Source organism: Aeromonas sp. R2-3, from assembly GCF_040908375.1.
Taxonomy (GTDB): Bacteria; Pseudomonadota; Gammaproteobacteria; order Enterobacterales; family Aeromonadaceae; genus Aeromonas; species Aeromonas veronii.
This window is the reverse complement of sequence record NZ_JBFODP010000027.1, coordinates 417,099-443,381: the sequence shown is the minus strand read 5'-3', so window position 1 is coordinate 443,381 and position 26,283 is coordinate 417,099. Positions and strand designations below refer to the sequence as shown.

At 48.7% G+C, this 26,283-nt stretch carries 26 protein-coding genes; 16 read left to right on the top strand and 10 right to left on the bottom strand.

Going from position 1 to position 26,283, the window contains the following annotated elements; all coding sequences use genetic code 11:
• Positions 1-59 precede the first annotated feature (59 nt).
• From AB5Z02_RS14575 to AB5Z02_RS14565, 3 genes are read right to left on the bottom strand one after another with little or no spacing between them, the layout of a single operon-like run.
• Positions 60-707 carry a hypothetical protein gene (locus tag AB5Z02_RS14575; protein ID WP_335841488.1) on the bottom strand — a complete coding sequence of 216 codons (648 nt, stop codon included), beginning with the start codon at positions 705-707 and terminating at the stop codon, positions 60-62.
• The gene (locus tag AB5Z02_RS14570) at positions 694-1,140 is read right to left on the bottom strand and encodes a DUF4325 domain-containing protein (RefSeq protein WP_101531749.1); all 447 of its coding nucleotides are present in this window, start codon (positions 1,138-1,140) and stop codon (positions 694-696) included. Before AB5Z02_RS14570 ends, AB5Z02_RS14575 begins: the two co-directional genes overlap by 14 nt.
• Before the next feature lie 13 nt (positions 1,141-1,153).
• Positions 1,154-2,356: a hypothetical protein gene (locus AB5Z02_RS14565; protein WP_368216281.1), complete on the bottom strand. Its 1,203-nt coding sequence runs from the start codon at positions 2,354-2,356 to the stop codon at positions 1,154-1,156.
• Positions 2,357-3,022: 666 nt separating this feature from the next.
• On the opposite strand from AB5Z02_RS14565, the gene AB5Z02_RS14560 reads away from it, so the two are divergent.
• Both AB5Z02_RS14560 and AB5Z02_RS14555 read left to right on the top strand, forming a co-directional pair.
• Positions 3,023-3,400 (top strand): hypothetical protein, encoded by a 378-nt coding sequence (locus tag AB5Z02_RS14560; RefSeq protein ID WP_368216280.1) that lies wholly within the window; start codon positions 3,023-3,025, stop codon positions 3,398-3,400.
• Positions 3,401-3,629: 229 nt separating this feature from the next.
• Positions 3,630-4,211, top strand: coding sequence for a DUF1349 domain-containing protein (locus AB5Z02_RS14555; RefSeq protein WP_368216278.1), 582 nt, complete (start codon positions 3,630-3,632; stop codon positions 4,209-4,211).
• Positions 4,212-4,291: 80 nt separating this feature from the next.
• Here AB5Z02_RS14555 and rimO read toward each other — a convergent pair whose 3' ends face one another.
• The gene (gene rimO / locus AB5Z02_RS14550; RefSeq protein WP_005338111.1) at positions 4,292-5,620 is read right to left on the bottom strand and encodes a 30S ribosomal protein S12 methylthiotransferase RimO; all 1,329 of its coding nucleotides are present in this window, start codon (positions 5,618-5,620) and stop codon (positions 4,292-4,294) included.
• Positions 5,621-5,912: 292 nt separating this feature from the next.
• Here rimO and AB5Z02_RS14545 point away from each other — a divergent pair, with 292 nt between their 5' ends.
• Entirely contained in the window at positions 5,913-7,037 is a 1,125-nt protein-coding gene (locus AB5Z02_RS14545; protein ID WP_111901376.1) for an HD-GYP domain-containing protein, read from the top strand.
• A gap of 163 nt (positions 7,038-7,200) precedes the next feature.
• Here AB5Z02_RS14545 and AB5Z02_RS14540 read toward each other — a convergent pair whose 3' ends face one another.
• The 6 genes from AB5Z02_RS14540 to AB5Z02_RS14515 form a co-directional block, all read right to left on the bottom strand.
• The gene (locus AB5Z02_RS14540) at positions 7,201-7,386 is read right to left on the bottom strand and encodes a hypothetical protein (protein ID WP_128836170.1); all 186 of its coding nucleotides are present in this window, start codon (positions 7,384-7,386) and stop codon (positions 7,201-7,203) included.
• A 42-nt stretch (positions 7,387-7,428) separates the two neighbouring features.
• Positions 7,429-8,010 carry a NifB/NifX family molybdenum-iron cluster-binding protein gene (locus tag AB5Z02_RS14535; RefSeq protein ID WP_159158469.1) on the bottom strand — a complete coding sequence of 194 codons (582 nt, stop codon included), beginning with the start codon at positions 8,008-8,010 and terminating at the stop codon, positions 7,429-7,431.
• On the bottom strand, positions 8,007-8,321 hold the full coding sequence (locus AB5Z02_RS14530) for a DUF134 domain-containing protein (RefSeq protein ID WP_005338107.1): 315 nt from the start codon (positions 8,319-8,321) through the stop codon (positions 8,007-8,009). The genes AB5Z02_RS14535 and AB5Z02_RS14530 overlap by 4 nt, the downstream gene beginning before the upstream one ends.
• Positions 8,322-8,543: 222 nt before the next feature.
• Entirely contained in the window at positions 8,544-9,725 is a 1,182-nt protein-coding gene (locus AB5Z02_RS14525; RefSeq protein ID WP_159158470.1) for a dicarboxylate/amino acid:cation symporter, read from the bottom strand.
• A gap of 192 nt (positions 9,726-9,917) precedes the next feature.
• Positions 9,918-10,469, bottom strand: a complete 552-nt coding sequence (locus AB5Z02_RS14520; RefSeq protein WP_368216277.1) for a hypothetical protein — start codon at positions 10,467-10,469, stop codon at positions 9,918-9,920.
• 105 nt (positions 10,470-10,574) lie between these two features.
• Positions 10,575-11,213, bottom strand: coding sequence for a TetR family transcriptional regulator (locus AB5Z02_RS14515; RefSeq protein WP_159158471.1), 639 nt, complete (start codon positions 11,211-11,213; stop codon positions 10,575-10,577).
• A 140-nt stretch (positions 11,214-11,353) separates the two neighbouring features.
• Here AB5Z02_RS14515 and AB5Z02_RS14510 point away from each other — a divergent pair, with 140 nt between their 5' ends.
• The 13 genes from AB5Z02_RS14510 to AB5Z02_RS14450 all read left to right on the top strand — a co-directional run bounded on the left by AB5Z02_RS14510 (position 11,354) and on the right by AB5Z02_RS14450 (position 26,256).
• Positions 11,354-12,547, top strand: a complete 1,194-nt coding sequence (locus AB5Z02_RS14510) for an efflux RND transporter periplasmic adaptor subunit (protein ID WP_368216275.1) — start codon at positions 11,354-11,356, stop codon at positions 12,545-12,547.
• 17 nt (positions 12,548-12,564) lie between these two features.
• Entirely contained in the window at positions 12,565-15,714 is a 3,150-nt protein-coding gene (locus tag AB5Z02_RS14505; RefSeq protein WP_058059856.1) for an efflux RND transporter permease subunit, read from the top strand.
• A 581-nt stretch (positions 15,715-16,295) separates the two neighbouring features.
• Positions 16,296-17,381 (top strand): dTDP-glucose 4,6-dehydratase, encoded by a 1,086-nt coding sequence (gene rfbB, locus AB5Z02_RS14500; RefSeq protein WP_368216273.1) that lies wholly within the window; start codon positions 16,296-16,298, stop codon positions 17,379-17,381.
• Positions 17,381-18,271 carry a dTDP-4-dehydrorhamnose reductase gene (gene rfbD, locus AB5Z02_RS14495; protein ID WP_368216272.1) on the top strand — a complete coding sequence of 297 codons (891 nt, stop codon included), beginning with the start codon at positions 17,381-17,383 and terminating at the stop codon, positions 18,269-18,271. Before rfbB ends, rfbD begins: the two co-directional genes overlap by 1 nt.
• A 32-nt stretch (positions 18,272-18,303) precedes the next feature.
• Positions 18,304-19,179, top strand: coding sequence for a glucose-1-phosphate thymidylyltransferase RfbA (rfbA, locus tag AB5Z02_RS14490; RefSeq protein WP_042080978.1), 876 nt, complete (start codon positions 18,304-18,306; stop codon positions 19,177-19,179).
• Between the two features lie 17 nt (positions 19,180-19,196).
• Entirely contained in the window at positions 19,197-19,739 is a 543-nt protein-coding gene (rfbC, locus tag AB5Z02_RS14485) for a dTDP-4-dehydrorhamnose 3,5-epimerase (RefSeq protein WP_080768623.1), read from the top strand.
• A 16-nt stretch (positions 19,740-19,755) separates the two neighbouring features.
• Positions 19,756-20,883 carry a DegT/DnrJ/EryC1/StrS aminotransferase family protein gene (locus tag AB5Z02_RS14480; protein ID WP_080768622.1) on the top strand — a complete coding sequence of 376 codons (1,128 nt, stop codon included), beginning with the start codon at positions 19,756-19,758 and terminating at the stop codon, positions 20,881-20,883.
• A gap of 53 nt (positions 20,884-20,936) precedes the next feature.
• Positions 20,937-21,692: an ABC transporter permease gene (locus AB5Z02_RS14475; RefSeq protein WP_196298548.1), complete on the top strand. Its 756-nt coding sequence runs from the start codon at positions 20,937-20,939 to the stop codon at positions 21,690-21,692.
• A 1-nt stretch (position 21,693) separates the two neighbouring features.
• Positions 21,694-22,434 carry an ABC transporter ATP-binding protein gene (locus AB5Z02_RS14470; protein WP_368216270.1) on the top strand — a complete coding sequence of 247 codons (741 nt, stop codon included), beginning with the start codon at positions 21,694-21,696 and terminating at the stop codon, positions 22,432-22,434.
• A 19-nt stretch (positions 22,435-22,453) separates the two neighbouring features.
• The gene (gene pseH, locus AB5Z02_RS14465) at positions 22,454-23,020 is read left to right on the top strand and encodes a UDP-4-amino-4,6-dideoxy-N-acetyl-beta-L-altrosamine N-acetyltransferase (protein ID WP_042080974.1); all 567 of its coding nucleotides are present in this window, start codon (positions 22,454-22,456) and stop codon (positions 23,018-23,020) included.
• A complete protein-coding gene (locus AB5Z02_RS14460) occupies positions 23,007-24,578 on the top strand; it encodes a glycosyltransferase (RefSeq protein WP_368216268.1) in 1,572 nt (523 codons plus the stop codon). The genes pseH and AB5Z02_RS14460 overlap by 14 nt, the downstream gene beginning before the upstream one ends.
• Positions 24,579-24,618: 40 nt before the next feature.
• Complete coding sequence (locus tag AB5Z02_RS14455; protein WP_080768620.1) at positions 24,619-25,329, top strand: 3-oxoacyl-ACP reductase; 711 nt, start codon at positions 24,619-24,621, stop codon at positions 25,327-25,329.
• Positions 25,330-25,350: 21 nt separating this feature from the next.
• Positions 25,351-26,256 (top strand): glycosyltransferase family 2 protein, encoded by a 906-nt coding sequence (locus AB5Z02_RS14450; RefSeq protein WP_368216266.1) that lies wholly within the window; start codon positions 25,351-25,353, stop codon positions 26,254-26,256.
• Positions 26,257-26,283 lie beyond the last annotated feature (27 nt).

Below are 26,283 nucleotides of genomic sequence, written 5' to 3'. Positions count from 1 at the left end.
GTGTGAGTGATGCGAGGCTGCTATATTAGGCAGGGTTATTTGTTGTGGTAGATATAGTTTTATAGTGTTTTTTGTGAGTGCCTTAATATTACAGTCATGATTTTAGAACATTCCTTTGATATTTTTAGACACGTGTTTCGTTCTGTCTTTTTGACTGAGCTTTCAAAATTTCCACCTGTTGCAACATCGAATATTGTGGTTGTGAATGTGGATATACTTGCTTTGTCGGCGGGGTCAACTACAACGTTGGAAAGATTATCTAGGCTACTTTTAAGTACGATAAAGGTTGAGCGTATCTTAACTTCTAGTAGTTGCATCTCTTGAGCGTTTTCATTGGTTTTATTACTTATCCAATATTGCAGCGCTGCCTTTTCAAATGTTGTCAAGTGCTCTAGACATATATTTGCGTAATGAGACTTGAAGTTTTCCTTATTTAACTTTCTCCAGTATGCGATATTAAATAAAAAGGCTGCAATAGCAGCCACTAGAGCGCCTAAAACTGCAGATAAAATAGTTAGAGGATAAGAGCCGTCAGGGATTGAACTAACAGTACTGTTAATTCGTTCGAGGCTATAAAATGTAGATGGTTCTGAAAAACTATAAACCAAGCTATTACATGCCTTAGCATCTGATGACGGTATAGCTAAGGCATTGTAGTTTTGTAAAAGCTTGTCAGTGGTCGAAAGCATATGACTACTTTGTAGCATTTTTAATAAATCCTTCTACAAATGTTTTGTCGATTATGCCTTTAAATGTTTTTTCCTCAATGGCCTTGTTTTTTGTTGATATATATTTCTGTGAGTTGAATTTTGCACTTCTAATATATTCTAAGATTCTATCTTTGTAGAATGAGTAATCATCTAAGTCTTCTTCATCGACAGATAGTTCTATCTTGTTATCAACAAAGTTAGATTTAAAATAACCATATTTGATTAACCCTCCAAATGCCTCAACAAGAAATGATGAGCCATAACCTTCCACATTACGCGAAATGTTTATTGTGATTTTATCAATGCTCTTGCACTCAAGTAAAGGTCTTAAAACCTCTTCTCTAAACTCTTCGCCAGAGCCATCACCATCAGTATAATATCTACCTGATGGATCGTTATGAAACTGATTTCCAATATAAATGGTGCACATATTAACCTCGTAATTAATCATTTAGTGTCACACACCACGTTATTAGTGTACCACATAATGGCCTTGAAAAGCTTGCTGTACTAACATGCTCTTTTCCTGCTATTACGTTGCATTCGTATGCGCCATGGTAGCTCATTATGGAAAGCGAGCCTTCCGCTCGTTGCCTAATAAATTCAAGCAGGTCTTGCAGACCCTTTCCTCTATCATTTTGCCCAGTTCTAGTGCGATCTAAACTAACGGCGGCTTTTAATAAAGTCTCATGTTTTTTTTGCTCTGCAATAGATACTCCGGTTGATGCAAAATATGAGAGCACTTTTTCCCATATTTTTGAATCAGGCAAGGAGTTTGGAATTCCGACTCCTTGATCAAAAAATGAAATCATCATCTCTTTTGTATTGGTGTTATATGAACCAGTTAAATACCATGATTTATCATTTTTTTCGAAATTATCTGGGTATGCATGATGTGTAACATTAGTAACTGCTTCAGATAATCCGCTATGTAAAATTGTCCATTTTGGAACTTTTGAACCCACAAGTTCAGAAATTTGTGTTCTGAGTTCTACTTTATTTTTTCTTGCTTTTTCGCTATCGGAACAGTCACCTTTGAAGTATTTAACGAAATTGAGGTGAGAAGGCGTATTCTTTCCTGTATGTGGTTTTTTAGGTTTATTTTCAAATAGTTCAAAAAAACCTAATTGGAAAAAATTATCATATATATTTTCTTGCCATCCATCCTCTTGTGGTTTTAATCTTTTAATAATTGACGAGTCCCATTTTGATATCTCAGCTGTTAGTACAAGGGCTGCGGATGTTGAAATTTTTGTTAACTTATCAAAAATGACGGTGCCAATTTTATATGCTCTAACAGGCAATTTACAGCCTTTATAGGCGTCTAATAGTTCAACTAGCCTTCTTATTGCAGTTAATGACTGTACAGTTTTGTCATAATTACTCTCGAAATCCATTTCTTGAGGTAATTCAATGGCGATCATATTTTGTTTTTTTTGTCTTTTAGTTTTGCAATCTTTAACGGAAAGGCCATTGTTCTTTTCACTATTAATCCATGCGTTTAGTTCCTTCCACTGGACATCTCTTTTATGCTTGATGAATGAATCGCCATTTCTAAACTGCTTGTTTTTTCTTTTAAAATTGAATCGCTGCTTTAAAACTCTTCGAACATCCCGCTCTCGTTGTTTTTGAGTTATTTTTTTCATTTTGTTAAATCTCAGAGTTGTTTTTTGTGTAAATTTTGCGTTAGATTTATTTGGTGCTCGCGTTAACTGAATGACGTGGGGATTTAACGCATGGGGTATTTATTTTTTTGCGTTCAGTGTGATGGTAAGTAAGTAATTATTGCTAGTCGCGCTATAGGGAAATCTGAGACACCCACCTTTTTGGGGAGGCGTAACGCTACCAAACACCACGCTACCGCCCGTGGATTGCAGCTTCCAAAATGCTCCATTGACCAGCGAGGGCAGCAGCCCATCGCAGATGAATAGGCACCGGATGGCTATGTTAAGCCAATCGAATCTGGCCGCACCAGTCAAAAAGTGACGTAAGTGTCAGTAATGACTGATTTTTTGCGCTGGCTCAATAAAAGGGTGTGGGTGGAGGCAGGATTCCCATGACCCTTGATTCTATTGGGGTTGGCGGGAAGGTAGGGGGCAGGCTTGCTGTTGGAGAAGGGCTGGCTGGGGGCAATCTCTCTCCGCCAATCGGCGCTATAGTGCGGGCGATAGTTGCCCTCTGCTCCGTGGCCCAAGCTGGCGAGGAGGGGGATCTGCGGCAACAATCAGCTGTTGCAATCACAGCCATTTGCAACACATCGTCATGCAAATATGACCATGCAAACACATCACCAGATAGAGAGGATATCTCCCATGAAGCGTACCATCCTGTTCGGCCTGCTCTGCGGCAGCGTGCTGCTGGCCAATCCGGTCTTTGCCAACGACACAGCCCAGCTGCAGTGCGAGGCGCAGGCCGCGGCCAAAAAGTTAAACGGCGCAGCTAAAACCAGCTTTGTCGGCAAGTGTGTGAAAGATGCCGCTGGCGCTGCGACCGGCGAGTGCGAGAAGGCGGCCGCCGACAAGAAGCTGGCCGGAGCGGCCAAGAACAGCTTTATCCAGAAGTGCGTGAAGACGGGCGTGGCGATGGATCCGGCGGCCAAGTGCGAGAAGGCGGCGGCCGACAAGAAGCTGGCTGGCGCGGCCAAGAACAGCTTTGTCCAGAAGTGCGTGAAGGATAGCGCCGCCAAGTAAGGCATTTTCTCATCCGGTGTGTTTGCGGGGGGCCATCAGGCCCCCCGCGCTTTTTTGGGGCGCACTGATGGCGCAACGCACAAGCCTTGTATCGGGGCGGCAATAGCGACACTATTGACTCCTTTTATGGGGGGCCGCAGAGGCGCAGCCATGACCTGCCGTGACCTGACGAGGGGTTGGCGAGCTGCATTCGTGCGGGATTATGCGGGATAAAAAGGAGCAGAGCAGGATGATGGAAGGGCAACAATGGCGCTGGCTCAATGAACCGGCCCAGTGGCACCAGACTAGCGATGGCTTGCAGGTGGTGACAGACCAGCAGACCGATTTTTGGCGCAGCACCTGGTATGGCTTCGAGCGCCACAGCGGGCATCTCTATGGCTGCGAGGTGGCGGGGGAGTTTACCTTTCAGGTCTGCGTCGAGGGGGAGTTCACCACCCTCTACGATCAGGCGGGGCTGATGCTGCTGCAAGACGAGGCGCACTGGCTGAAAGCGGGGATCGAGTACAACGATGCCCAGCCGATGATCGGCAGCGTGCTGACCAATCCGCGCTCTGACTGGGCCACCGGTATTTTTACCGGCAATCCGCGCCGCTTCTGGCTGCGGCTGACCCGGCTGGCCGATTGCCTGCGTTTGCAATACTCCACCGATGGCAAGGTGTGGCCGCTGCTGCGTCTCGCCCCGTTCCCTCCAAGCGAGCGCTGCTTTATCGGGGTGATGTGCTGCACGCCGGAGCGGCAGGGGCTGGCGGTGCGCTTCTCTGACTTGCGCCTCACGCCGCCCCTTGGCAAGGCGCTCCATGATTTGAGCTAGGCCAGCGGTTTTGCCTGCAATATTGAGCCAATAAAAAAGCGCCCGCAGGCGCTTTTTTCATTTGGCTGTTAGAGCCTCAATTAGCTGATCAGGCTGGCCCACAGGTCATATTCGTCGGATTCGTCGATCCGTACCTTGACCATGTCGCCCGGCTTGAGGCCGGTTTCGCCGTTGAGGTAGACCAGACCGTCGATCTCCGGCGCATCGGCAAAAGAGCGGCCAGTGGCGCCCTCTTCGTCCACTTCGTCGATGATAACGGTCATCTCCTGACCCACTTTGCGGGCCAGCTTGCGGATGGAGACCTGCTGTTGCAGTTCCATAAAGCGCTGGAAGCGCTCTTCCTGAACCTCTTCCGGTACCGGATCCGGCAGCTCGTTGGCCAGCGCCCCTTCGACCGGGCTGTATTTGAAGCAGCCGACGCGATCCAGCTCCGCCTTGTCGATAAAGTCCAGCAGCATCTGGAAATCTTCCTCGGTCTCGCCCGGGAAGCCGACGATAAAGGTGGAGCGCAGGGTGATCTGCGGGCAGATCTCGCGCCACTTCTGGATCCGCTCCAGGGTGCGCTCAACCGTACCGGGGCGCTTCATCAGTTTGAGGATGCGCGGGCTGGCGTGCTGCAACGGAATATCGAGGTAGGGCAGTACCTTGCCATCGCGCATCAACGGGATGACGTCATCTACGTGCGGGTAGGGGTAGACGTAGTGCAAGCGCACCCAGATGTCGAGCTTGGCCAGCTCTTCGCACAGGGCGACCATGCTGGTCTTGACCGGCATGCCGTCGTAGAAACCGGTGCGGTGCTTCACATCGACGCCGTAGGCGGAGGTGTCCTGGGAGATCACCAGCAGCTCCTTCACGCCCGCCTCTTTCAGGCGCTTGGCTTCTGCCAGCACGTCGCCGATGGGGCGGCTCACCAGATCACCACGCATGGAGGGGATGATGCAGAAGGTGCAGCGGTGGTTGCAGCCCTCGGAAATCTTCAGATAGGCGTAGTGGCGCGGGGTCAGCTTGACGCCGTGGGCCGGAACCAGACTGGTGAAGGGGTTGTGCTGCGGCTTCTCCACATATTTGTGGACGTGACCCAGCACCTCTTCATAGGCGTGGGGGCCGGTGATCTCGAGCACCTTGGGGTGGATCTCGCGGATCTGATTCTCTTTGGCGCCAAGGCAGCCGGTGACGATCACCTTGCCGTTCTCGGCCAGCGCTTCGCCGATCGCTTCCAGCGACTCTTGCACCGCGCTGTCGATAAAGCCGCAGGTGTTGACGACGACCAGCTCGGCATCGTCATAGCTGGGCACCACATCGTACCCTTCGGTACGCAGCTGGGTCAGGATGCGTTCTGAATCGACCAGGTTTTTGGGGCAACCCAAGGAGACGAATCCTACTTTGGGGGCCTGTTTTGTGTTGGACATCGCTCAATCACTCTTAGGTGGCTCTTCTTTAAGGGCGCGGATTTTACCGGAATGGTTAACCAAAAACTATACAGCCAGCATGGCAGAACCGAACAATATCTCCGACCAGGCAAGATTGGGCCGCACCAGCAGTCGCTGATGGCGCGCCCTTGGTAGGGCTATTGCCTCTGCCGTGCGGGCTTGTTGTGGGGAAGTTGCTTTGTTGATTTTTCTGTCAATTTTGACGCTGTGGCGGGGAGAGCGTCAAAGGGAGTCACTATACTTCCATCACGGGGTCCCGTTGGAGAAGGCGATGGAAAGTTCATTTGGCGAAAAAATGCAGAGCGTACATGCCACGCTCAGGCAGCGCTTTGACAAGCTGAGTCGGGTGGCCATCGCGATTTACGATCCCCATACCGATCAGCTCAAGACCTTTGCCCACAGCACCGAGGGGCCCTCGCCACTGGTGCAGTATGAGGTGAAGCTGAGCGATGTTCCCTCCCTGAGTTATCTGGCGGAGCACAAGCAGCCCCGGGTGCTCGGCAATCTCGACGCCCTGCGTGGCTCTGCGTCGGAGCACAGCCGCAAGGTGCTGGAGGCGGGCTATGCCTCCAGCTATACCGAGCCACTGCTGTTCAACAGCAAGCTGTTTGGTTTTCTGTTTTGCGATGCCATGGAGCCGGGATACTTCGAGGAGCCGATCCGCAGCGAGCTGTCGGCCTATGCCCAGGCGCTCTCGGCCATCATTGCGGTGGAGTTTTTCTCCATCCAGACCCTTGGCGGCGCGTTGACCACGGCGCGGGAGTTCAGCCGCTATCGGGATGAGGAGACCGCCAACCATCTGCACCGGATGTCGGCCTACTCCCGACTGATCGCCAAGACGCTGGCCCCGACTTGCGGGCTGAGCGATGAGGAGGTGGAGTTTATCTATCTCTTCTCCGAGCTGCACGACATCGGCAAGATCGCGGTGCCGGATGCCATTTTGCTCAAGCCGGGCAAGCTGACGCCGGAAGAGTTCGAGATCATGAAGATCCACCCCGGCAAGGGGCGGGAGATGATCAGTCTGATGATCAACGAGTTTGGTCTCGATGGCATTCACCACACCGACATGCTGACCAATATCATCGCCAGCCATCACGAACGCTTTGACGGCACTGGCTATCCGCTGGGGCTGGCGGGGGAGGAGATCCCGCTGGCGGCGCGTATCGTGACGGTGGCCGATGTGTTTGATGCCCTGACCAGCGAGCGCCCCTACAAGAAGGCATGGCCGTTCGAGACGGCGTTCGCCTATCTGGAGGAGCATGCCGGCAGCCAATTTGATCCCGCTTGTGTCGCCGCGGCCCTGCACAACAAGGCCGAGTTTTATGCCATCTATCAGCAGTATCAGGATCCGGCCTGCACTCCGAGTGTGGCGGCCAGCAGCGCCGAGCCGGGTTGAGCGCGTGTGATGAGCATAAGGGGGAAAGAGGCGGTTCAAGCATGACGAGGAGTAAATAGAGAAGGGGCACCAGCAGGTGCCCCTTCTCTTTTATACGTCTTTCTATTAAATGCGCCTTTAGTTTGCCGACCTTGTATCTGCGGCTATGGCGTTTGCGCTCAGGTTACTGTTTGGGCGTCGGCTCGCTGATTTGATAGAGGTGATCCGCGCAAGCGCTGGAGCAGCCACAGGGGCGCACCTCTTTATCTTCCCGCTTCTGGGCAAGCTGGTATTGGCGCCACCAGATGATGGTGCCCATGGCCAGGATCAGTACGAACGAGGCGAGCAGGCTCAACAACCAGATGGACATGATCTCTTCTCCTTGATGGTGATGACATGCACGGCGATGGCATCAGTGATGATGGCAGCAACCGCCCTGTTGGCCTGCGCCCTCACTGCCTTGACAACAAGTATGGCCTTGCCGTGGGCTATCTGCCTGATTGCCACCACTGGCGCAACAGTGACCTGAGCTGCTGTTACAACCACCGTGACAATTCGCATGGCTGTGGCCTGCGCCGAGGGGCTGGATGGCACGGATAGTCGCCTTGCTCTGATGACGACGAGACGGACGGCCCTGACTTGCCTCGGTAAGAGGTTGCAAATTGGTGGGGGCTAGCAGCGCGGGCAGCGGCAGGCGGGCAGAGCGACACTGCAGCACCCGGATATTGACCGCCAGCAGGCGCCCCAGCATTCGCTCGCCGATATTGCGCACCACCACCTGACCCACTTGATGATGGGCGAGGGCGTCGAGCAGCGCTTGCTTGCCGTGGCAGCCTTCGGCGGCGGCCGGATTGGGCAGGGTGGCGATAACGTTCCCTTCGGGGTTAAGAATTTGCAGCTGCTCGGCACGGGTAAAGTGGCCAGCCAGCAGCCCCTGACTCAGCATCAGGGCGCTGTTGCTGGGGTTGGTGGTCATGGTTGTGACAGCATTCATGTCGGCTCTTCTCCACTGGTTGGGTGGTCGGGCTCGGCGGGTTGCATCATCAATGCCTTGCCCAGACTCAGACACTCCACCACCTTGTAGCGCCCTTTTTTCAGGATATTGGCCAGGGTCTGGCGGGAAACCCCCATCACCAGGGCGGCCTCCTGCTGCTGCATTCCTTGAAGGTCGACGAGGCGCAGTGCCTCGAACTCGTCAGGGGCCAGCGTGACCTGTTCCAGCTGATGCATGGGGCGGCCGTTGGGTTTGAAGCAGCTGTTGGCGGGGCGGCCACAGATCTGGCGGGCAATCTTGGGTCTTGGCATGGTGGCTCCTAATTGGCATAAGCCATTTATACACTCATATATAGCATATGCCAATAATTTTGTCTGATGCAGAGGGTAGCGCGAGTGCTGTTTACGGCAGCGAGGGGTAAAGGGGGAAAGAGAAAGACGTACAAAAGCAGTGAAGGTGGCAGAAACGACGCAGGCCCGAACATGGTTCGGGCCTGCGGTTTTGCAGAGGATGGTCGGGCTATCCCGGCGAGCTTATGCCTGTTCGGCCTCGGCCACAGGAGCTGCGCTCTCGCTACCGTTGGCGAAGCGATCCGCCCACAGGGCAATCACGCCGTCACCGGTGACGTTGCAGGCGGTGCCGAAGCTGTCTTGCGCCAGATAGAGGGCGATCATCAGGGCGATGGAGGCTTCACCAAAGCCGAGCATGGAGGTGAGCAGACCCAGCGCCGACATCACGCCACCACCTGGCGCGCCCGGTGCGGCGATCATGATCACCCCCAGCATCATGATGAAGGGGAGCATGGTCTCGATGCCCGGGATGGCCAGATGCTCGGAGAGGAACATCACCGCGGTGGCACAGGTGACCAGGGTAATGGTGGAGCCACAGAGGTGAATGGTGGCACACAGCGGTACGGTAAAGTTGGCGATGCCGTCGCTCACCCCGTTGTTCTTGCTCGATTGCAGGGCGACCGGAATGGTGGCGGCGCTCGACATGGTCCCCAGCGCGGTGAAGTAGGCGGGCAGCATGTTCTTGATAAGCTGGGTCGGTGAGCGGCCAAGGGCCAGACCGGTACCCACGAACAACACGGAGAGCCAGATCCAGTGCATCAGGATCGCCATCACCAGCACCACGCCGAAGGTTTTCAGAGTGGCGAACACAGTGCCTTCTACCGTCATCTCGACAAAGACGCCGGCGATGTAGAACGGCAGCAGCGGAATGATCACCTTGGCCAGCAGACGGTCGATGATGTCACGACCCTGATCGGCGACCCGGCGCAGATCGGTGGCCTGGGTGGCGCTGATGCCGATGCCGAACACGAAGGCAGCGGCCAGTGCCGACATCACGCCAAACAGCGGCGGGATCTCCAGATTGACGTAGGAGGTGAGCTTGATAGCCGTGGCCGTGGTGGGCTCGGCGGCGGTGGTGAACTGCGGGATCAGGTGGCTCGCCACGGTAAAGGCGAACAGCCCCGCCAGAATGGTGGAGCAGTAGGAGAGGGCCACGGTTTTGCCCAGCAGCTTGCCGGAGTTTTTCGGCAGGCTGGCGATGCCGCTCATGATAAAGAACAGAATGATGAGCGGAATGGTGAAGGTGATCAGCTGACCTATCACTGTCTTGGCCGTAAACAGCACGCGCGCCACCCACTCAGGGGCGTAGAGACCGAGCAAGAGACCGGCAAGGATGCCAGCAATGAGTTTCAGGACAAGTTTCATAAGGAAATCCGGAGTTGGTTGTATTGTCTGTTTTGTTATTAAATTTTGATATTAATCACACTTTTTAACACGTAAGCCGTGTTATGTCTGCCTTTTCCGCGTTAACGCCGAGTTAAATATTGTCGAAGGTCAAGATCGCCGACTAGCTGTCGGCTTGGCGTTGAACAGGAAAATCCGTGATGAATTAGCCCGTTAGGTGGCCTGATGATCGCCACGCAGCAACATGACGTACTGGTTGGCGTGTTGACTTGAGGAATCTGACGTACTGGCTGATACGGCTTCCATCGGCGCCAGTTGCAGTGCTATCCCGGATGTGGTGACCAGTTGCTGTAGCTGATGGTGACTTATCTTGCCGCTTGGCGGCAGGGGGAAGCAGAGCGGAGCGCCCGCTTTGAGCAGGGTCGCCAGCTGTTGCAGCTGGGTAACAAGGGTGGCCGCGTCGCTATCAAGCGGGCGGCTCAGCCAGATCCCATCGTAAGGGAGCACCGAGTACATCTTCGCCAGCGGGCAGACCCGCACCGCTTGTCCGGATTGCTGCGAGGCAACTTTGGCGTCAGCCAGCACAGCTTCGCAGGCGGTGACCACATACCCTTCCGCACGCAGCCAGCAGAGATCCTCCCCCATACCGCACTGACCATTGAGCAGGTGAGCACCGGGTTTGAGGCGTGCCACAAAGGCAGCTCGAACGTGGGCGTGCTGGTCGTTAAATGGCCGGGAAGCGGGGATGGCGTCAGAGTGTGGCACAGGGGTTACCTCAAGCAGGGGGCGCACAGGGTAACAAATCGGGGCCTGACTGCCAAAGCGCGCGGTCAGGCCCCGATTTGGATGGGGGGGAGTTGCCGGAGCCGGTTAGCGGCCGCAGGCAGGCCCGTGGGGCTGGGCCAGCATGGTGAACATGCTCTCTATCAGGAAGGCGGATTCGCCCTGCAGGTCGATCCGCCCCGGAAAGTGGAGCCAGTTGATGATGTAGCCATCCAGAGTGCAGTGGAGCAGGGTGGCGGCGCGCTGCAGGTTGAGGTTGGCGGGCAGTTGGCCCCGCCGTACCGCATTGGCCAGGGTGGTCTCCAGGTCCCGAAAGAAGTTGGCGGACTGGCAGCGGATATGCTCGCGCAGTGAGATGGCTTCTCCCTCCAGCGATTCGAGATTGAACAGGATGGTGAACATCTGCCGCTGGGCCGGATTGTGAATGAAGCTGTGGAGTACCCCTTCGAAGAAGAGGCGCAGTTGCCCGAGCGGATCCGGCTCATCTGGATTGAGGCAGGCATCGAGCTGGTGGGCGAGGGGGCTGCAGAGCTCCTGCCAGAGCGAAATGAAGAGTTCATCCTTGTTCTTGAAGTGCCAATAGATGGCCCCGCGGGTCAGGTCTGCCGCCCTGGCGATGTCGGTCAGGCTGGTCTTGGCCAGGCCCTGAGAGCAGAACAGATCCAGCGCCGTGCTCATGATGTGGCAGCGGGTTTGCTGCGCCTCTTCTTTGGTTCGTCTGGCCATCGAAATTTGTGCCTCATGCAAGCAAAAAGTCACTTACATACATTTATGAATGTATGTATATTGCCTCATCTTTCGACTATTTACCAACAGGGCCCATGCGGCCCTGATTGTTCATTGACTGGCAAAGGCTCAGGTGTTTCATGCATAAACATATTCTTGCTCGTTCAGTTGGTCTTGCCTTGCTGGCTACAGGCTTGCTGGCAGGTTGTGGTGACAAGGGGAGTGCACCCCAGGGACAGGGCGGCATGCCCCCCGCGGCGGTCAACGTGGTGACCCTGCAGAGCGGTCCGCTGATGTTGACCACCGAGTTGACCGGCCGCAGCGCTCCGTTGCGGGTGGCCGAAGTGCGTCCGCAGGTGAGCGGCATCATCCTCAAGCGCCTCTTTACCGAGGGAAGCGATGTGAAGGCGGGCGATCTGCTCTATCAGATCGACCCGGCTGTCTATCAGGCGGCGGTTGCCAGCGCCAAGGCCAATCTGGCCAAGGCCGAGGCCAACGAGCAGAGTGCCCGCCTCAAGGCGCAGCGCTATCAGGAGCTGCTCAAGGTCAAATCCATCAGCCGTCAGGACTATGACGACGCCGACGCCAGCTGGAAGCAGGCCAAGGCGGAGATAATTGCGAGCAAGGCGGCTTTGCGCACTGCCGAGATCAATCTCGGTTACACCCGCATCACGGCCCCCATTAGCGGTCGTATCGGTAAATCCGTGGTGACCGAGGGGGCGCTGGTGACCGCCCAGCAGGCTGACAGCCTGACCGCCATCCAGCAGCTCGATCCCATGTATGTGGATGTGCGTCAGTCCACCGCCGATCTGCTGCGCCTCAAGCGACTGGTCGCCGAGGGCAAGTTGACCCAGGACGAGCAGAAGGGGGCCAAGGTGACCTTCCAGCTGGAAGATGGCAGTACCTATGGCGAAGAGGGCTCGTTGCAGTTCTCCGATGTGACCGTGGATGAGACCTCCGGCATGGTGACCCTGCGGGTGATTGTGCCCAACCCTCACCAACTGCTGCTGCCCGGCATGTTTATGCGCGCCACCCTGCAAGAGGGTGAGCGGGCGCAAGGGCTGCTGGTGCCGCAAACGGCCGTGACTCGCACCCCCAATGGTGGCGCCACCGTGATGGTGGTAACCGCTGACAACAAGGTGGAGCTGCGCAACGTGCAGCTGAGCCGGGTCGTTGGCAGCAACTGGGTGGTTGAGTCAGGGCTCACCTCCGGCGAGCGGGTGATCGTGGCTGGCTTGCAGAAAGTACGACCGGGCGCCGTGGTCAATCCCGCCGAGCAGGGTGCTGATGCACCGTCTGCTCAAGCTGCGTCCAACACCCCGGCCAACAAGTAGGATGGAGTAGTCGCTTCATGGCTCGATTTTTTATAGACAGACCCATTTTTGCCTGGGTGATCGCGCTGGTGATCATGCTGGCGGGCAGCCTGGCCATCATCAAATTGCCGGTCGCCCAGTACCCGAGCATTGCGCCGCCCGCTGTCGGTATTTCCGCCAGCTATCCGGGCGCATCCGCCAAAACGGTGGAAGACTCGGTAACCCAGATCATCGAACAGAACATGACCGGGCTGGATCACCTGCTCTACATGTCCTCCCAGTCTGACTCTGCGGGTCGGGTGTCGGTGACCCTCACCTTCCAGCCGGGTACCGATCCCGATATCGCCCAGGTGCAGGTGCAGAACAAGCTGCAGCAGGCGATGTCGCTGCTGCCGCAAGAGGTTCAGCAGCAGGGGATCCGGGTACAGAAGACCTCCAGCAGCTTCTTGATGGTCGCGGCCTTCATCTCCAGCGATGGCTCGATGAACAACGACGATCTGGCGGACTACGTGGTCTCCAATATCAAGGAGCCTCTGAGTCGTCTGGACGGGGTTGGGGATATCACCTTGTTCGGCAGCCAGTACTCCATGCGGGTGTGGCTCGATCCCAACAAGCTCAACCGGGTGCAGATGACCCCGGGGGATGTACAGGCGGCCATCAAGGCGCAGAACGCCCAGGTGGCGTTCGGCAAGCTGGGTGGTACCCCGTCGGTAGAAGATCAGCAGTTCACCGCCACCATCATGGGGCAGACCCGTCTCTCTACCGTGGAGCAGTTCAACGACATCCTGCTGCGGGTGAATCAGGATGGCTCCAAGGTACGGCTGAAAGATGTGGCCCGGGTCGAGCTGGCGGGCGAAAGCTATGACGCCGATGCGCTCTACAACGGCCAGTCCACCGCCGCGGTCGCCATCAAGCTGGCGACCGGCGCCAACGCGCTGGATACCGCCGAGAAGGTGCGTGCCAAGCTCAATGAGCTGTCGGATTACTTCCCGGCCAACATGGAGATCGTCTACCCCTACGACACCACGCCGTTTGTGAAGATCTCCATCGAGGAGGTGGTGCAGACCCTGATCGAGGCGATCTTCCTGGTGTTCTGCGTCATGTATCTGTTCCTGCAGAACTTCCGCGCCACCCTGATCCCGACCATTGCGGTGCCTGTGGTGCTGCTCGGTACCTTCGGGGTGATGGCGGCGTTTGGTTTCTCCATCAACACCCTCACCATGTTCGGTATGGTGCTGGCTATCGGCCTGCTGGTGGATGACGCCATCGTGGTAGTGGAGAACGTGGAGCGGCTGATGAGCGAGGAGGATCTCTCCCCGCTGGAAGCGACCCGCAAGTCGATGACCCAGATCACTGGCGCGCTGGTGGGGATCGCGTTGGTGCTCTCTGCCGTGTTCGTGCCGATGGCCTTCTTCGGCGGCTCGACCGGCGCCATCTATCGCCAGTTCTCGCTGACCATCGTCTCGGCCATGGTGCTGTCGGTGCTGGTGGCGTTGATCCTGACACCGGCCCTTTGTGCCACCCTGCTCAAGCCGATGAAACATGGCGAGTTTGGTGCCAAGCGCGGCTTCTTTGGGTGGTTCAACCGCGCCTTTGATGCCGGTACCAACCGCTATCAGAGCGGTGTGCGCAAGGTGATCAAGCAGGGTGTGCGCTACAGCCTGATCTACGGCGCCATGCTGGCGGTACTGGCAGTGCTCTTTATGCGGATGCCCACCTCCTTCCTGCCGGAAGAGGATCAGGGTGTCATCATGTCCATGGTACAACTGCCGGTGGGGGCCACCAAGCAGCGCACCGAGGTGGTACTGGCGGACATGCGCGACTACTTCCTGAAAAACGAGAAGGATAACGTTGACTCCGTACTGACCGTATCCGGCTTCAGCTTCGCCGGTAGTGGCCAGAACGCGGGGATGGCCTTTATCAAGCTCAAGGACTGGAGCGAGCGCAAGAGCCCGGATCGCAGCGCCAATGCCATCATCGGCCGCGCCATGGGCTATCTGTTCAGCATCAAGGAGGCGCAAGTGTTCGCCTTTAACCTGCCTCCGATCCCGGAGTTGGGTACGGCGACCGGTTTTGACTTCTTCCTGCAGGATCGCGGCGGTATTGGTCACGACAAGCTGATGGCGGCGCGTAACCAGCTGCTCGGCATGGCGGCGCAGGATCCCACTCTGGTGCGGGTACGCCCGAACGGGATGGAAGATACGCCGCAGCTCGATATCAAGATCGACTACGAGAAGGCACTGGCGCAGGGGCTATCCATCGCGGATATCAACAACACCCTGGCTACCGCCTGGGGCTCGTCCTACGTCAATGATTTCGTTGACCGTGGCCGGATCAAGAAGGTCTACATGCAGGCGGATGCCCCTTTCCGGATGAACCCGGAAGATCTGAAACTCTGGTATGTGCGCAACAGTGCCGGTCAGATGGTGCCCTTCTCCGCCTTTGCCAGCACCGAGTGGAGCTTCGGCTCGCCCCGTCTGGAGCGTTACAACGGCGTGCCGGCGATGGAGATCGTCGGTGAGGCGGCGCCCGGCAAGAGTACCGGTGATGCGATGGCCGCCATCGAACAGATGGTGAAACAGCTGCCGGAAGGGGTGGGCATCGAGTGGACTGGGCTCTCCTTCCAGGAGCGGCAGGCCGGTTCACAGGCGCCTGCGCTCTACGCGATCTCGCTGCTGGTGGTGTTCCTCTGTCTGGCTGCCCTCTACGAGAGCTGGAGCATTCCGTTCTCGGTGATGCTGGTAGTACCGCTCGGGGTTCTGGGGGCCATTGTGGCTGCCACCCTTCGCGGATTGGAGAACGACGTCTACTTCCAGGTTGGTCTGCTCACCACCATTGGCTTGTCGGCGAAAAACGCGATTTTGATCGTGGAATTTGCCAAAGAGCTTTACGACAAAGGGATGGGCTTGGGTGAGGCGGTGGTGGAGGCGGCGCGTCTGCGTCTGCGTCCGATCCTGATGACTTCGCTCGCCTTTATCCTCGGGGTGCTGCCGCTGGTGATCAGCTCCGGTGCCGGTGCCAGCAGCCGTAACGCCATCGGTACCGGCGTGATGGGGGGGATGATCAGCGCCACCGTGCTGGCCATCTTCTTCGTACCGCTCTTTTTTGTGCTGGTGATGCGTTACTTCACCAGCCACAAGAGTAAAGAGGCGCGCATGGCTGCAGCAGTTGAGTCAAAAGGTGACTGATGGCATGCAGGTTTAGCTAATTTGAACAGAGTTCAATAAATCGCTAGCCAGCTTTGGTCTGGCTGACAATCAAACAGGGCAACCCCATGGGTTGCCCTGTTTTTTGTGAAAAATGTAAGCAAAAATTGCGTGGTTGTAATTGAAAATGCGAGGTATGAGTAGGCGTTTCGCGCTCTTGAGGTTGTGATGAGCCTCAAGTTGCACCCATCACGAATTACTTTCAACTGTTCATCCTTGGGAAAAACGGGATAGAATTCCCTATAAAATCGGGCTGGTGCAGTGTGCCAACTCGCGGCGTGCCCGTGAGAGAGGGTTGCGATCAACGCTGCCAAGACATAACGATGCTGGAGGCATGATGACCAAAGGCGTGAGCAATATGGTAAAAAGCAGCAAGCTGGGGGCTGTAACCCAGGGGCGGTAGCCATGATGTTTACCTGTTATCAATGTAACTTTTGCTTTGTTTAAGATGTCAGCCCTCAGATGTTGAGTGAAGTTTAGACATTGCTTCAGCTCTTCAGCGTTTTACTCAATTTCAGTCCACACCTATCACATATCAACTCTTCGCAAGAGATAACCTATCTATGAAAATTCTCGTTACCGGTGGCGCAGGCTTTATCGGTTCGGCTGTAGTACGCCATATCATCCGTGATACTCAGGATGCCGTTATCAATCTCGATAAACTCACCTATGCTGGCAATCTGGAATCCCTGGCCGATGTCTCGTCCAGCGATCGTTATACCTTTGAACAAGTAGATATCTGCAACCGTTCCGAGCTGGATCGGGTTTTTGCCCAGTATCAACCGGATGCGGTGATGCACCTGGCTGCCGAAAGCCATGTTGACCGCTCCATTACAGGGCCGGCTGACTTTATCGAGACCAATATCGTTGGCACCTATATGTTGCTGGAAGCGGCTCGCGCTTACTGGAACGGTCTGGACGAGGTACGCAAGGCGGCCTTCCGCTTCCACCATATCTCCACTGACGAGGTATATGGTGACCTGCCCCATCCGGATGAAGTTGCTGCCAATGAGCCATTGCCGCTCTTTACCGAAACTACTCCTTACGCCCCCAGCAGCCCCTATTCTGCCTCCAAGGCTTCCAGCGACCATCTGGTACGCGCCTGGCGCCGTACTTACGGCCTGCCGACCATGGTCACCAACTGCTCCAACAACTACGGCCCTTACCACTTCCCCGAGAAGTTGATCCCGCTGGTCATCCTCAATGCGCTGGATGACAAGCCGTTGCCGGTCTATGGCAAGGGCGACCAGATCCGTGACTGGCTCTATGTGGAAGACCACGCGCGCGCGCTCTACAAGGTGGTGACCACTGGCTTGGTCGGAGAGACCTACAACATCGGCGGTCACAACGAGAAACAGAATCTGGAGGTGGTACACACCATCTGCGATCTGCTGGACGAGATGGTGCCGAAGGCGGGCTCTTATCGTGAGCAAATCACCTATGTGGCGGATCGCCCTGGCCACGATCGCCGTTATGCCATCGATGCGACCAAGATGAGTGCCGAGCTGGATTGGCAACCGCAAGAGACCTTTGAATCCGGTATTCGCAAAACCGTGCAGTGGTATCTGGATAACCAGCAGTGGGTCAGCAACGTCAAGAGTGGTACCTACCAATCTTGGATTGAGCAGAATTATGGGGATCGTGCCTGATGCATATTCTGCTGTTTGGTAAAAATGGCCAGTTGGGATGGGAAATGCAGCGAGCACTAGCTCCGCTCGGAAAATTAACGGCACTAAGTCATGATTCTAAAGATTATTGTGGCGATTTTTTGAATCCTAACGGGCTTATTGAGACGATACGATCACTAAAGCCTGATGTTATTGTCAACGCTGCAGGTTATACCGCTGTAGATCTTGCTGAGACAGAGCAGGATATAGCCATGAGAATTAATGCCGAGAGTGTAGAGGTAGTGGCCAAAGAAGCAAATAAGTTAGGTTCTTTACTAGTTCATTACTCAACTGATTATGTTTTTGATGGCAGCGGTTTTCAAGCATGGAATGAACTAGATAACCCTTCTCCAGTAAATTTTTATGGGAAAACAAAGTTATCTGGCGAGCAAGCTGTGCAAAAATATTGTGATAGATATCTAATATTGCGTTCAAGTTGGATTTATTCCACATATGGCGATAATTTTATCAAGACTATTTTAAATCTTGGATTAGAACGAGATATAATTTCAGTTGTTAATGATCAGTTTGGTGCTCCTACTAGTGCAGACTTGTTAGCTGATTGTAGTGCTCATGCAATTAAAATAGTCTTAGATGATGAATCTAAGTATGGCTTATATCATGTGGCTGCTAGCGGAGTTACAAGCTGGTATAAATATGCGCTTTTTATATTTGATTTTGCTAAAAAACAAAATAAAAACATCAAAGTGAAGGAAGTTATCGAAGTTCCATCAGCATCCTTTTTCCGTGCGGCAATTAGGCCAATGAATTCAAGATTTAGCAGTGAAAAATTCCAGCGTGAATTTAATCTTGTTTTGCCGGAATGGAAAGATGGTGTGGAGAGAATGTTGACTGAACTCATGGCAAAATAAAATTTAATATACTAACTATAGGTTGTGTCAATATGGAAAAACGTAAAGGTATTATATTGGCTGGTGGTTCAGGCACACGTCTTTATCCTGTAACGATGGCAGTGAGCAAACAATTACTGCCTATTTATGACAAGCCTATGATCTACTACCCGCTGAGCACTCTTATGTTGGCTGGTATTCGAGATATTTTGATCATCAGCACGCCGCAAGATACTCCACGCTTTGAACAATTATTGGGTGATGGCAGTCAATGGGGCTTGAACTTGCAATATCAGGTACAGCCAAGTCCGGATGGATTGGCGCAAGCATTTATTCTGGGTGAGCAATTCATTGGTTCAGATCCCTGTGCCTTGGTATTGGGTGATAACATCTTTTATGGCCACGATCTTCAGAATCAGCTGGAGGCTGCTGCAGCTAAAGAGAGTGGTGCTACTGTATTTGCCTATCATGTGCAAGATCCTGAGCGTTATGGGGTCGTCGAGTTTGATACTCAAGGAACTGCAATTTCACTGGAAGAAAAGCCACTGAAGCCCAAGAGTAACTATGCAGTGACGGGACTCTATTTTTATGACAATAGTGTAATTGAGATCGCGAAGAGCCTTAAACCATCCCCCCGTGGTGAGCTTGAAATTACTGATGTGAATAGCATCTATTTAGAGCAAGGAAATCTATCAGTCGCTATGATGGGGCGTGGTTATGCTTGGCTCGATACCGGTACGCATCAGAGCCTTATTGAAGCAAGTAATTTTATTCAAACAATTGAGACGCGTCAGGGCTTGAAAGTTGCTTGCCCAGAAGAAATCGCGTATAGAAAGAAGTTTATAGATAAAGAGCAAGTTTTGAGATTAGCAAAGCCGCTCTCAAAGAATGGCTATGGTCAGTATTTGTTACGGATGGTGAGTGCTTAAGAACTATAGGAAAAGAAATGAAGGTGATTAAAACAGATATTGATGATGTATTGATTGTCGAACCTAAAGTGTTTGAAGATGAGCGTGGTTTCTTTTTTGAGAGCTTTAATCATCGAGAGTTTGAGCTTGCTATCGGTAAAAAGGTTAACTTTGTCCAAGATAACCACTCTAAGTCGATACAAGGGACGCTCCGCGGCCTACATTATCAAATTCAACATGCACAAGGAAAACTGGTTCGTTGTGTACATGGCGAGGTTTATGATGTTGCTGTCGATATTCGCAGAGAATCACCAACATTCGGAAAGTGGGTTGGTGTATTTTTAAGTGCTGAGAATAAGCGACAATTATGGATACCAGAGGGTTTTGCTCATGGTTTCTATGTCATTAGCAAAACAGCTGAGTTTTTGTACAAAACAACAGACTATCGATATGAAGAATATGAAAGAGGATTAAACTGGCAAGATTCTACACTTAATATTGATTGGCCTATAAATCATGAAGTGTTACTTTCAGAAAAAGATCGTAATGCTGCAAATTTGTTACAAATAGAAATCTACTAAAAATAGGAGTAAACCTGTGTCTATTCAGCTTTTTGTTCCAACATTTCGTGTTGAAGAGTGCCTTGAACAAGTTCGTGAGTGTCTTGAAAAAGGTTGGACTGGTCTGGGATTTAAGACTCAGCAAATTGAAGAAGAATGGAAAAAGTATACTGGTTTGCCACATGCTCACTTTTTAGCTTCAAATACAGTTGGTCTCCATCTTGCTTTTCATATGTTTAAAAGTGAGCTTGGTTGGCAAGATGATGATGAAGTGATTACCACCCCTTTGACTTTTGTATCAACTAATCATGCTATTTTATATGAAAATCTTAAGCCGGTATTTGCTGATGTAGATCAGCACCTTTGTCTTGACCCTATCGATGTAGAAAGGAAAATAACCAATAAAACTAAAGCTATTATCTTTGTGGGGTTAGGTGGCAACGTAGGTCAATATAATAAAATTCGTGAAATTTGTGACCGTCACAATCTGAAGCTTATTCTTGATGCGGCTCATATGTCTGGTACCCGCTATAACGGTAAACACGTTGGCTATGATGCTGATGTTACAATATTTAGTTTCCAAGCTGTCAAAAATATGCCCACAGCTGACTCTGGTATGATCTGCTTTAAAAATGAAGAAGATGATGCACGTGCTCGTAAGTTGTGCTGGCTTGGTATTAACAAAGACACATTTGCCAGGACCACTACTCAAGGTGCATATAAATGGATGTATGATGTTGAAGAAGTCGGCTTCAAGTATCATGGTAATTCAATTATGGCTGGCCTTGCACTCGTATCTCTTAAGTATCTTGACCGCGATAATGCATATCGCCGCCAACTTGCTCAATGGTATGAAGAGTTATTTGTCGGAAATGAGAAAATAAAAACAATTCCTATGGCGGAAGGATGTGAGTCCTCACGACATTTATTCCAGATTAGAATCAGTAATCGTGATGAAGTCATGATGGCGTTACATGAGCATGATATTTACCCAGGTGTTCATTATCGTGATAATACAGCGTATCGTATGTATTCTCATGGTGCAGGGATGTGCCCAATATCACATCAAGTAAGCGATGAAATATTGTCTCTTCCTATGCATATGGGTGTGTCATATAATGATGTTGTAAAAATTGTTGATTTGGTTATTAGATATAGCCGTTAATTTTACTAACGATTCCCATCCTTGACATACCAAGGATGGGGTTGGGTCAATACATGAAAAAATATTCCTATTTGATACAGCAGTTAGTTGTTCAGCAATTAACTATGAAATATAGAAGAACAGTATTTGGTTTTTTATGGTCACTATTAAACCCACTGTTAACTATGTCGGTGTCTGCATTTGTATTTTCAATGGTTACTAGGATTCCATTAGAAAATTTTGTCATATTTATTTTCTCAGGGCTTATTCCATGGGGGCTATTTTCTTCTCTATTTGTAAATGGAGGTAGTAGTCTATTAGCATCCGAAGGACTAATAAAGAAAATATATATACCAAGATATATATTTCCATTAACAAATGCATTGGCAATTTGTTTTGACTCATTTTTGAGTTTTATTTGTCTCTTTATTATAATTCTAGCTTTTGGGCAAAAAATAAATGTAGCTGCATTGTTTTTACCAATATCGTTTATTTTATTGATATTTTTTTCATTTGGTCTGTGTTTAATAGCAAATATTTTGTTTGTTTATTTTAGAGATTTACAACAAATATTTACAATATTGCTCCAGGTTGGCTATTATGCGACCCCCATTCTGTACCCACTATCAATGATTCCTGAAAAGTACCATTGGATTTTTGAACTAAATCCAATGACGCATTTTTTGCAACTTTTTAGGGCGCCGTTATACGATGGAACTATTCCTGCTACAACAACGATACTATTTTGCACGTTAATGGCAGTCACTTCTATGATCGCAGGTCTATTAACATTTGATAAATACAAAAACCATGTCGTCTTTAGGATGTAGAATGGAAAGTAAAGTAATCATCAATAATGTCGAGCTTGATTTTTCTTCATATAAAGATAAATCAATGTCTCTTAAAGAGATGGTAATTGATCTTTTTAAACGAGGAAAGATAAATAATAAAACAGTTTTCAAAGCATTAAATAATATTTCACTTGAGATTCATCATGGTGAGAGAGTTGGTATTATTGGTCATAATGGTGCAGGTAAAAGCACACTTCTTAAGACTATAAGTAGAATATATAGCCCAACGAGGGGGACTATTGAGGTTACTGGAAATATTGCTCCATTAATTGAGATCGGTGCAGGTTTTAATGCTGAGTTGAGTGGTCGAGAAAATATTCATCTAAATGGTGCCATCTTAGGTTTTAATAAAAATGAAATCACAATAATCGAACAGGAAATAATCGATTTCTGTGAGTTGCATGAATTTATTGATATGCCGGTAAAATATTATTCTACTGGTATGTATATGCGACTTGCATTTGCGATCGCTACATCGTTAAAGCCTGATATTTTAATATTGGATGAGTTGTTCGCTGGCGGTGATGCGGCTTTTATTAATAAGGCTCTTAAAAGAATGGATCGATTTGTTGATAGTGCAAATATTTTGATTTTTGTATCTCACCAGATAGATTTAGTTAGAAAGCTATGTTCGCGTGTGGTTTGGCTTGACCATGGAGCGATAATGATGGATGGGGAATCATCGACAGTTATTGACGCATATTTAGAGTATTACAAATAGTTTTTGGAGAGAAGAGTAAATGCTAAAAGGTAAACGTATATCATTAAGAGCTATTGAAGAGAATGATCTTAGCTTGATTGCAAAATGGCGTTCTGAACCTGATGTCTATGAGTATTTTTATGAGTATTTACCGATATCGTTATCTCAACAAAAGGATTGGTACTTACATCAAAAAAACAATAAAACCGAAATTAATTTTGTTGTGTCTTTGAATACAGGAGAAGTAATTGGAACTGTTAGCATTGTACATATTGATTACCGGAATAGAAAAGCGGAGTGGGGTAGGTTAATCATTGGACCAGAGGAGCATAAATCAGCCGGGTATGGCCGTGAAGTTGAAATGCTTATCTTGCAGTATTGTTTTGAACACTTAAATCTTAATAAATTGTACTGTGAAGTGTTGTCAACAAATATGAAAGTAGTCAACATGCATAAGAAGTTTGGTTTTAAAGAGGAAGGTGTGTTGAAACGGCATATTTTTAAGTATGGTAAGTATATTGATGTGATATGTATGGCTATGTTTTCAGACGAATATTTTTCTGGTGATATTTCTATGTTGGAGAAATATAAAATTGAACTATTATAAGTCCTATCAGAAGGTTCTATTCGTTTGTTCTGGATTAATACCATCTGCAAAGTTAGGCGTGGTTAAGCCATTGCTGGAATTGCAAAAAGATAAAAAACTAACTTTTCATATGGTTCATGAACGTCAATATTATAATGGACTGAGTTTAAAATATGATGTAGTTGTAATGTGTAGAGCTATATCTAAGAATGCATATGAGATTGCGCTAGATGTACTTAATTGTGGCAAAAAGTTGATTTATGAGCTAGATGACAATTTTTTTGCTATACCTACTGAAACGGTTATTGGACGATATCATCGTCATCCGATAAATATTTTCTATCATATTGAAATATTAAAACTAGCTTCGGTTGTTAGAGTTTATAGCTCTTTATTACATGAACGGATTATTAAATACAATAAAAATGTTATTTTAGTTAATACTTACTTTGATTCCGATTTTGTAAGTGAAGCAAATAAAAAAAGTAATCTCAATTCTGAGTTACGTATACTCTATGCAACAAGCCGTAGTGATGATTCGCTCAAATTAATATTTGAACCAGCGCTTTTATATATTTTGAATACGCGGGAGAATGTTGTTTTACATATATGGGGTGCTGTTGAAAACAAAATATCACATCCTAGAATAAAATATTATGCCTTTGAGGCATCATATGAACTATATCTTAAAAAAATAATCGCACAGAACTATGTATTAGCCTTGGCTCCAATGATTGATGATGAGTTTTATAATTCCAAAACGAATAATAAATATCGTGAATATGGAGGGATGGGGATTGCTGGGATTTATTCAAATGTATCACTTTATAATACATGCATAAATAATAATGTGAATGGACTTCTAGTCTCAAATAATGTAGCTGAATGGTCATCTGCAATCCAATTGCTATTGGACAATTCTGACTTAAGGCGTTCTATAGAGGAAAATGCAAGACTTGATATAAAAGACAACTATTCATTCTCATCTTATAAAAATAAATGGTTCGAAATTGTAAATCAAAAAGTGGAGGATGGTTCAGATTTATTCACGGTAGTAAAACAAAAAAGAAAAGATAGTGTTCTCATTGATTTGAGAAAAGATAGAGAACCTTTAATTGTTTTAGATATATTGCGGCAGTATGTAACACATATCGCTATTGATTATAATGATTTTATGATGTTTTTGATGTCTGGAGTAAAAAACGTAGTAATTGTTGGCAATATAAATGACGTTAAAATGGTCTCGTCGTTGGTATTTTCTGCAGGTGTAAAAATTTTAGCGATTCTTGATTCAAAAGTAAAAAACAACGTCGATTTAAATAGTGTTGAGAATGCCCAGTTAATATTTCTATCACAGAGGAATGAACTTGGTACATATGGAAATCATATTTTCAATGATGTTAATAATAATGATTTTGTTGAAGTGCTTAATTTGGCTCAGGATCTTTTTATTACATGTGAGAGTACTTGCCAATCAGGGCGCTTAAGCAAAATCAAGCATAAATACAATTATATGAAAGTAATTGTAAGGTGGTTCTATGATTTGATAAAAATCAATGTATTTGGTATAAATGCATAAAGATTACAAATCTACACTAGATTTAACATGGAGTGATGATATGGGAAATAGAATCGTATTAGTAACCGGAGGGTCTCGTGGTATAGGTAAAGCAATTGTCGATGTTTTATCAGATGAAAACTTTAAAGTAATATATATATATAAGAATAAAAATTCAGTTTTTAATAAAGAAAATGTATTTGGATATCAACTAGATATAAACGATAAAAACTCTTGTTTATCATTTTTGCGTCATCTGGAACGCGAACAATGTTATCCAAGCATTCTTATTAATAATGCGGGCGTAACTAGTGATAGTTTCTTTCATAAAATGGAGGTTGAGTCATGGACATCAGTCATTGAAACTAATTTATTGTCAATGTTTAATTTAACTCAGCCAATTTACAAAAAAATGAGAGAGAATAAATATGGAAGAATCATTAATATATCTTCAGTAAATGCTCATAAAGGGCAGGCTGGGCAAGTTAACTACTGTGCTGCTAAGGCAGGTGTTTTAGGTTTTACTAAAGCTCTTGCTCTTGAAAGTGCTGCTTATGGGATAACTGTAAATTCAATATCTCCTGGTTATATATCAACAGATATGGTTATGGACATACAAGAAAGTATTCGTTTGTCAATAGAAAAATCTATCCCAATGGGACGGTTTGGTAGTCCTTTTGATGTGGCGAATCTTGTTAAATACTTGGTGTCTGATGAGGCAGCGTATATTACCGGTGCTAATTATAATATAAATGGAGGGTTGTATTTATAATGTTTCTTGACAAGAGGGATTATGAGTATTACTAATGAATATAAGATGAAGGAAAATCATGCTGTTGTTATTGTTACATATCATCCCAATGATGATGTTATAAATGGAATTGCAACTGCAGCTAGATTTGTTAGTAATTTAATTGTGGTAGATAACACAGATGCACCTGCTTTGATTTTGTCTAAAGTAGAGCATTTATGTAAAGTTATTTATATGAATGAAAATGGGGGGATTGCCAAGGCTTTAAATGTAGGCGCTGAATATGCATTTAATTCTGGTTGTCAGTTTGTTGCTTTCTTTGATCAAGACAGCAATATAAGTCAAAGTTTAATCGATTCATTGCTTGATGTAATTACAGAATTTGCTATAGATCAAAAAATTGCAGTTGTCGGTCCTGCATATTTTGATACGCGTTTAGCCAAGAAAGCGCCATTCATCACGTTTAAACAAGGTAGGTTATGTAGGGTTCCTGCTGAAGGGGACAAGCTGATTGAGGCCGATTATATTATTACGTCTGGCAGCATCATCAGTCGTAAGTCTTGGGAATGCATAGGACCTCATGATGACTCGCTATTTATAGATTATGTTGATATTGAATGGTGTTTGCGGGCTAAAAGTCTTGGGTGGCGTGTTATTGGCGTTCCATACGTAGTTATGGAGCATACACTTGGAGATGAGCCAATAAACGTATTTGGTAAAAAATTACCTGTACATTCACCAATCAGGCATTATTATTTTTTCAGAAATTGTATTTCTTTACTGCGTAGAGATTATATACCCACAGGTTTTAAAGTAAGAGAACTTTGTTTTTTGCCGATTCGATTTTTTGTCTATGCATTTTTCACAAAAAACAAGTTGTCTCACATTACTAAGATGAGTAAGGGGGTGCTGGATGGGATTTTATCTAAGTCAGGTCCCTATCTGTGATTCCTATAAATTACTTAGCGGTATTTT

Coding starts and splice junctions, on each gene's coding strand:
- AB5Z02_RS14540 (WP_128836170.1), bottom strand. CDS start 7,386: ATGTCCATCTGGTTGTTGAGCCTGCTCGCCTCGTTCGTACTGATCCTG.
- AB5Z02_RS14450 (WP_368216266.1), top strand. CDS start 25,351: ATGAGTATTACTAATGAATATAAGATGAAGGAAAATCATGCTGTTGTT.
- rimO (WP_005338111.1), bottom strand. CDS start 5,620: ATGTCCAACACAAAACAGGCCCCCAAAGTAGGATTCGTCTCCTTGGGT.
- AB5Z02_RS14475 (WP_196298548.1), top strand. CDS start 20,937: ATGAAAAAATATTCCTATTTGATACAGCAGTTAGTTGTTCAGCAATTA.
- AB5Z02_RS14545 (WP_111901376.1), top strand. CDS start 5,913: ATGGAAAGTTCATTTGGCGAAAAAATGCAGAGCGTACATGCCACGCTC.
- rfbB (WP_368216273.1), top strand. CDS start 16,296: ATGAAAATTCTCGTTACCGGTGGCGCAGGCTTTATCGGTTCGGCTGTA.
- AB5Z02_RS14555 (WP_368216278.1), top strand. CDS start 3,630: ATGATGGAAGGGCAACAATGGCGCTGGCTCAATGAACCGGCCCAGTGG.
- rfbD (WP_368216272.1), top strand. CDS start 17,381: ATGCATATTCTGCTGTTTGGTAAAAATGGCCAGTTGGGATGGGAAATG.
- AB5Z02_RS14570 (WP_101531749.1), bottom strand. CDS start 1,140: ATGTGCACCATTTATATTGGAAATCAGTTTCATAACGATCCATCAGGT.
- AB5Z02_RS14560 (WP_368216280.1), top strand. CDS start 3,023: ATGAAGCGTACCATCCTGTTCGGCCTGCTCTGCGGCAGCGTGCTGCTG.
- AB5Z02_RS14515 (WP_159158471.1), bottom strand. CDS start 11,213: ATGGCCAGACGAACCAAAGAAGAGGCGCAGCAAACCCGCTGCCACATC.
- AB5Z02_RS14505 (WP_058059856.1), top strand. CDS start 12,565: ATGGCTCGATTTTTTATAGACAGACCCATTTTTGCCTGGGTGATCGCG.
- AB5Z02_RS14575 (WP_335841488.1), bottom strand. CDS start 707: ATGCTACAAAGTAGTCATATGCTTTCGACCACTGACAAGCTTTTACAA.
- AB5Z02_RS14565 (WP_368216281.1), bottom strand. CDS start 2,356: ATGAAAAAAATAACTCAAAAACAACGAGAGCGGGATGTTCGAAGAGTT.
- pseH (WP_042080974.1), top strand. CDS start 22,454: ATGCTAAAAGGTAAACGTATATCATTAAGAGCTATTGAAGAGAATGAT.
- AB5Z02_RS14525 (WP_159158470.1), bottom strand. CDS start 9,725: ATGAAACTTGTCCTGAAACTCATTGCTGGCATCCTTGCCGGTCTCTTG.
- AB5Z02_RS14535 (WP_159158469.1), bottom strand. CDS start 8,010: ATGAATGCTGTCACAACCATGACCACCAACCCCAGCAACAGCGCCCTG.
- AB5Z02_RS14470 (WP_368216270.1), top strand. CDS start 21,694: ATGGAAAGTAAAGTAATCATCAATAATGTCGAGCTTGATTTTTCTTCA.
- AB5Z02_RS14530 (WP_005338107.1), bottom strand. CDS start 8,321: ATGCCAAGACCCAAGATTGCCCGCCAGATCTGTGGCCGCCCCGCCAAC.
- AB5Z02_RS14455 (WP_080768620.1), top strand. CDS start 24,619: ATGGGAAATAGAATCGTATTAGTAACCGGAGGGTCTCGTGGTATAGGT.
- AB5Z02_RS14510 (WP_368216275.1), top strand. CDS start 11,354: ATGCATAAACATATTCTTGCTCGTTCAGTTGGTCTTGCCTTGCTGGCT.
- rfbA (WP_042080978.1), top strand. CDS start 18,304: ATGGAAAAACGTAAAGGTATTATATTGGCTGGTGGTTCAGGCACACGT.
- rfbC (WP_080768623.1), top strand. CDS start 19,197: ATGAAGGTGATTAAAACAGATATTGATGATGTATTGATTGTCGAACCT.